The following is a 6138-nucleotide window of genomic DNA, read 5'->3' as shown; positions in this document are numbered from 1 at the left end:
CATCGTGCGGGACTACCTCACAGTCAATTGTAAGCAGTAAAGAGGAACGAGAACCATTCATAGAGCCTAACACACTAAATGCCGCATTGAATCCCACGACTCGGCACGATCAACGTAAGATAATCGGAGCTTGCTGCATGGTGACAAATGGAAAATGTGAAGGTAAAGAAAACGACATTACTAACTGACGTTTGTATCTAACACTGGGGACAGGTCACCTTGAATCGATGGAAGTCTCATTATTCAGAAGCCGTGCTTCTCAGGGTTCTCCTGCAGTGGATAGTTTGTACGATTTGCTCCTCCGGACACTACGGGCCAGAAAAGTTGATAATTGAGACTATGTACCAGGTGCCTCAACGTCCGCTCATCGCTCATAACAGACATTAACTACAGTTGTGGCAGAAAGGTATGCATGCTTGGGATGGGGAAGTCGTGAAAGAAAAGAAGACTGCAGTGCCGTTTGTCGTTACGTATCTTCATTGGCTATGCAAGTTGTAATACAAGGTGGGACAAAACTGAGACATATAAGGCCTCGCAATGGCTTGCAAGGCTTTACATGTTTTGATGTGGTGGGACGTGTGAGCGCAGTGTTGATGGGGTAATGCTTTGAATTAGAAGCGGATTCTTATAATTCGTAATGCGAAGGTCGTAGGTTCGACTCCTATTATCGGCACCATTTAAATCAAGTAGTTACCCCATATTCAAATACACCACGTTTCCTCCTGTGCCGTATTTATGCCATTGTAACCCTGGCAATTAATCAAAATACTGTTCTGACATCAGGCAATGCAGGTGCAGACATTTAAGCCAATTGCTGCCGCCATTCCTTGACGTGGTCAATCAGGGCGCGGAGCTTTGGTGCAATATTGCGACGCTGTGGGAAATACAGATAGAAGCCCGGAAATTGTGGAAGAAAGTCATCAAGCAGAGATACAAGCCTACCGCTTTCAATATATGGCCTGAAAGTTTCCTGAGTGGCAATTGTTATTCCTCCGCCGGCAAGAGCCAGCCTCAACATCAGACGCAGATCATTAGTCGTAATCTGCGGTTCAATCGCAAGGTCGAAAGCTCTCCTGTTTTCTTCAAATGGCCAGCGATAAGGCGCAACATCCGGGGATTGACGCCAGCCGATACACTTATGATTCACAAGTTCACGCGGATGAACAGGTGTGCTGTTGGCTGCGAGATAGGAGGGAGAGGCAACGACCATTTCACGCTGCCTGATTTGCAGTACGGGCTATTTCTGATGGCTTACGGCAAGAAAGCTCGAAAATCCGTGTGACCTGCGTAAATCCTGGCGTTGTCGAAAGTGAACTGGCTTCAACCATTACCCATGTGGAAACCATGAAGGCAATGGACGCCTACCGTTCTGTTGCACTTCAACCCGCGGATATTGCCCGTGCTGTAAGGCATATTATTGAATCTCCCGAAAGCGTTGATACAACCGAAATTACCATCAGACCCACTGCATCTGCAAACTGAAGAATAATTTTTACATTCACGTTTTATTAAATAGGTCAGAAGGAAGATTTATATATCCCTGTGTTTTCATAGCAAGATGTATTATGTATTGCTCACCCCGAAGGAGATGAAGGTTTAATTACAGAAGGAGTATTTTCTCTTGGGGTAAATATGACTCATGTTTAATACCTATGTATATAAAACTCATCCTCTCAATTGTCAGGAGAATTAGCGTGAATACTATCTGTTCTTTAATTGTTGTTGTTACACTGTCTTTATTATCATTCAGTAGCGTCGCCAAAACGATTACTGCCGTCGGTTCAACCATTGACAGCACTGAAAAAGAAATTTCTTTACAGGCAGAAAAACAAGGGAAATCATATAAAATTCTGGGCGCGTTTTTTAAGAACAGAGTTTATATGATAGCAAAATTAACACCAGTCAGTAAAAATGATGCTTCATAAGGCTCATGGTATAATTTTTAAGACATGATCAAGAAGCACGTCTATTGACTCAAAATTGTCATTTGTCAGGCAATGGAATACCTGACAAATGACGCTATCCCAATCTATTGTACCAGTCGTTCTGCTAATTCTACCGATGCTTCGGTCTGGAGTGGTAGAGTAATATTGGACACAGTTTTATTTTCTCTCTTTTTCGAGGGCTGTATATCAACAGGAAGAATACATCCCTAAGCGGTTAATGCTGGCGTAATCAATAGACCAGCATTAATCACAGATGATTACCAATCAGACAGAAATGGTTAAATCGTCGAATTCATATTTAATACGTTTTCTTATGCCGCTGAACAGCTTGAAAAGGATGCATATTTTAAATATCAGTGAAATGAACAGTTTATTGCCGTTATTAATAGAAATGGAGGGATAAATACGCGTATTCTACTGTTGCAACAAAAACAACGATATTGATCGGTTTTCATAATGAAGTAACCTGACAGATATGAAAATGTTGATTGAGGCTAAATGCCCGGATTAAGGTTGTCGAGGGGAGCCAGGTGGTTTTTTCTTTTGGATGATCTCCATTGCTGGATAGTCCCCTTGTACAGATAAGTCTGATCTTTCTCGCTCAAAGCAGACCCTGGAATTGAACGCAGAGGGATTACCTGACACAATTTTGCACAGTGAAGAGTCGGTCGTTATTAACGTTCAGATTTTCAATGTATCAATGACCATCCGCAGGGCGGGGGAGACGTTGCGATGAGGGTAATAGAGAAACAATCCCTCCATTCGCAGGCTGTAACGCTGCAACACCCTGATAAGCTTACCGTGTTCTAAATCATCCGCGACCAGTTCAACAGGAACATAGGCCAATCCGAGGCCCAGCCGGGCGGCTTCTGCTTCCATATAGCTGTCGGATAGGGCCCATTGTCCTTCAGGGCGATGAGTGATTTTTTTATCATCCTGATTGAGTTCCCACTGGTATACGCTGCCGTCGGCAAACTGATAGGCGATACAGGGATGCGCCTTTAAATCCGCCGGAGTTTGCGGAAAACCATAGCGACGAAAATGTTCCGGAGTCCCCACAATTGCCATCTCCATATCGGGCGTGATGCGTACCGCGACCATACCCTGGCCGACTTCAGGCCCCAGGCGGACACCTGCATCGAATCTTTCCTCGATGATATCGACGAACCGGCTCTCATTTATCAGTTCAAGCCGGATATCAGGATATCGCTGTTTAAATACCGCCAGCTTTGGCAGCAGGCATTTATCAATCGCGTGCTGGCTGGCATTGATACGCACCGTGCCGGAGGGCGTCTCTCGATAGTGCGCCAGTGTGGCAAGCCCAAGATCTAACATTTCAAATCCAGATGCCGTCTTCTGGTAGAGCTGCTCGCCTGCTTGTGTCAGCGACAGTTTACGCGTGGTGCGCACTAGCAGCTGGACACCCAGCCTTTCTTCAAGCTCGCGAACAGAACGGCTGACTCCTGACTGAGCAAGACCCAGCCGCTGAGCCGCTGCGGTAAAGCTGCCTTCCCGCACCACCTGCATAAACAGGTACAGCTCGTTGTAGTTCTCCCTTTTCGCCATTGAAACATCCCCCCTTCATGCCGGCAATCTCCGCATTAATTTATAACAATATGGTATTAATCTTAGCATTAATCGCCCCCTAATCAGCACTAATTCTGCTCACTATAATGACCCCATCAAAGTAAAGCACCGCAGCGTTGTCCGTCGGAAACCTGTATCTCTCTGTTGTTTTTTATGGGGATTTTTATGAAAGCCTTCACCCGAACGCTAAAAACCGCGATGCCGACCATGCTGCTTTTCGCATCATTAAGTGGAGTCACGACAATGAGTTATGCTGATTCAACCAATCCTAATGCCCCTGTGTCCATGACAGATAAATGGGATAAAACGTTCGCCGAGAGCCAGAAAGTCGATCACCGTAAAGTCTCGTTCCCGAACCGATATGGCATCACCTTAGTGGGCGATCTTTACCTGCCTAAAGACCGTGGCGATCGCAAGCTGGCGGCGATTGCGGTCAGTGGGCCATTTGGCGCGGTGAAAGAGCAATCCAGCGGCCTGTATGCGCAGACGCTGGCGGAACGAGGGTTTGTTACCCTGGCGTTCGATCCTTCTTACACCGGGGAAAGCGGCGGCTATCCGCGAAACGTCGCCTCACCGGATATCAACACTGAAGATTTCAGCGCGGCGGTGGATTTCTTAGGGCTGCAAAAAGAGGTAGACCGCAACCGTATCGGGCTGCTCGGTATTTGTGGCTGGGGCGGCATGGCGCTGAACGACGTGGCGATGGATACCCGCGTTAAAGCGGTAGCTACCAGCGTGATGTATGACATGAGCCGGGCGATGGGTCATGGTGTGGGGGATGGCAAAGACCGTTATTCTACCGCCGACCGTCGTGCTGTTCTGCAATATCTGAATGAACAGCGCTGGAAGGATGCGCAGAGCGGAACGTTTGCTCACGGTGGTCATGATATTAATGTCGACAGCAACGGCAAGGTCAGTGCGGGCGAGCGCATTCTGCCAGAAACGCTGCCGGCAAATCCTCATCCGGTACTGAAAGAGTTCTTTGACTACTATCGCATGCCGCGCGGCTTCCACGAACGTTCCGTTAACTCTACCGGGGCGTGGACGGCAACGATGCCGCTGTCATTTATGAATATGCCGCTGTTGAGATACGCCAGTGAAATCACCATCCCGACGCTGATTGTGACCGGTGAGAAAGCGCATTCACGCTATTTTGCTGAAGATGCTTACAAGGCGGTTGGCAGTAAAGACAAAGAGTTGGTGGTGGTACCAGGGGCAAATCACGTGGACCTGTACGATAACGTGGCCGGAAAAATACCTTTCGCGAAGTTCGAACAATTTTTCCAGACCAAACTGAAATAAAACCTCTCCTGAATTGATGCAAAGCCACCGGCCATAGGCTGGTGGCTTTTATCCTGATCTTTGTGAAATTTCACTATGTCGACACTAAGCCAAACACTATCACCTCATCATCAGCGCGCATACTGGGGCGGTATTTTTGCCATGACCCTGTGCGTGTTTGTGCTGATTGCTTCTGAATTTATGCCCGTCAGCCTGCTCACGCCGATTACCCGCGATTTAGGCGTGACGGAGGGGCTTGCAGGGCAGGGGATTGCTATCTCCGGTGCGCTGGCGGTTCTGACCAGCCTGACGCTTTCAACGCTAGCTGGAAAGATGAATCGTAAGTTCCTGCTGCTGGGGATGACGGTTCTGATGGCCGTATCGGGGCTTATTATTGCGCTGGCTACCAGTTATCTGATGTATATGGTCGGTCGTGCGATGATTGGTGTGGCCATTGGCGGATTCTGGTCTATGTCAGCGGCAACGGCGATTCGTCTGGTGCCGCAGCATCAGGTCACGCGTGCGCTGGCGATTTTCAACGCCGGTAATGCGCTGGCGACGGTCGTGGCCGCGCCGCTGGGAAGCTATCTGGGGGCTACGGTCGGATGGCGAGGCGCTTTCTTGTGCCTGGTGCCCATGGCGGTTGTCGCCTTTATCTGGCAGTGCATTAGTCTGCCCAGCATGGATGCGAATAAAAGCCACACGTCATGTGGCGCGGTATTCCGCTTATTTAGCCGCCGCATGGTTGTGGTCGGCATGATAGCTTGTGGCCTGTTTTTCATGGGGCAGTTTGCGCTATTCACCTATGTGCGCCCGTTTCTGGAGTCGGTGACACGGGTTAATTCCTTAGGCTTGTCGTTGATTTTGCTGATTATCGGCGTGGCCGGTTTTATTGGCACGCTGGTTGTTTCGACATTTCTCAACAGAAAATTCTACCCCACGCTGATGGCCATACCCGGACTGATGGCCGTCATTGCCATCGGTCTGATGCTTACCGGGCATCACGTCTGGACGGTCTCGCTGCTGTTAGGACTCTGGGGCATGCTGGCCACCGCCGCGCCAACCGGATGGTGGACATGGATTGCGCGTACGTTGCCTGACAACGCCGAAGCCGGAGGCGGTCTCATGGTCGCGGTGATTCAGCTCTCAATCGCCCTTGGATCAACGGCAGGAGGCATCGTGTTTGACCGCCTTGGCTGGCAGAGTACGTTTGCCATGAGTAGTGTGCTGCTCCTTTGCGCGGGCGTACTGACCTTTGTTACCGCACGCCAGAAGGCCGGTGCGCTTTAGTCCGGCGAGGGCGCGCGTTGCTGAATAAGTTACA

The 6138-nt window shown here is 49.1% G+C and carries 4 protein-coding genes and 3 pseudogenes; 4 read left to right on the top strand and 3 right to left on the bottom strand.

The window, feature by feature from the left end; all coding sequences use genetic code 11:
• Positions 1-802 precede the first annotated feature (802 nt).
• Positions 803-1222, bottom strand: a pseudogene (locus ACJHW7_RS15235) (LysR substrate-binding domain-containing protein); the annotation flags it as partial.
• 2 nt (positions 1223-1224) lie between these two features.
• On the opposite strand from ACJHW7_RS15235, the pseudogene ACJHW7_RS15230 reads away from it, so the two are divergent.
• Positions 1225-1482, top strand: a pseudogene (locus ACJHW7_RS15230) (SDR family oxidoreductase); the annotation flags it as partial.
• 164 nt (positions 1483-1646) lie between these two features.
• The gene (locus ACJHW7_RS15225) at positions 1647-1925 is read left to right on the top strand and encodes a hypothetical protein (RefSeq protein WP_024227134.1); all 279 of its coding nucleotides are present in this window, start codon (positions 1647-1649) and stop codon (positions 1923-1925) included.
• A gap of 403 nt (positions 1926-2328) precedes the next feature.
• On the opposite strand, the pseudogene ykgR reads toward ACJHW7_RS15225, so the two are convergent.
• Both ykgR and ACJHW7_RS15215 read right to left on the bottom strand, forming a co-directional pair.
• Positions 2329-2397: pseudogene (gene ykgR / locus ACJHW7_RS15220) on the bottom strand (small membrane protein YkgR); the annotation flags it as partial.
• 230 nt (positions 2398-2627) lie between these two features.
• Complete coding sequence (locus ACJHW7_RS15215; RefSeq protein ID WP_001119037.1) at positions 2628-3512, bottom strand: LysR family transcriptional regulator; 885 nt, start codon at positions 3510-3512, stop codon at positions 2628-2630.
• A gap of 264 nt (positions 3513-3776) precedes the next feature.
• On the opposite strand from ACJHW7_RS15215, the gene ACJHW7_RS15210 reads away from it, so the two are divergent.
• Both ACJHW7_RS15210 and ACJHW7_RS15205 read left to right on the top strand, forming a co-directional pair.
• Positions 3777-4835 carry an alpha/beta hydrolase gene (locus tag ACJHW7_RS15210; protein WP_021556509.1) on the top strand — a complete coding sequence of 353 codons (1059 nt, stop codon included), beginning with the start codon at positions 3777-3779 and terminating at the stop codon, positions 4833-4835.
• Positions 4836-4976: 141 nt separating this feature from the next.
• Entirely contained in the window at positions 4977-6104 is a 1128-nt protein-coding gene (locus ACJHW7_RS15205; RefSeq protein WP_001612427.1) for an MFS transporter, read from the top strand.
• The last annotated feature ends 34 nt before the right edge of the window (positions 6105-6138 follow it).

This window comes from Escherichia sp. WS1152 (assembly GCF_046487665.1).
Taxonomy (GTDB): Bacteria; Pseudomonadota; Gammaproteobacteria; order Enterobacterales; family Enterobacteriaceae; genus Escherichia; species Escherichia coli.
The sequence above is the reverse complement of the archived record's forward strand: the minus strand, read 5'-3'. Positions and strand labels throughout refer to the sequence as shown.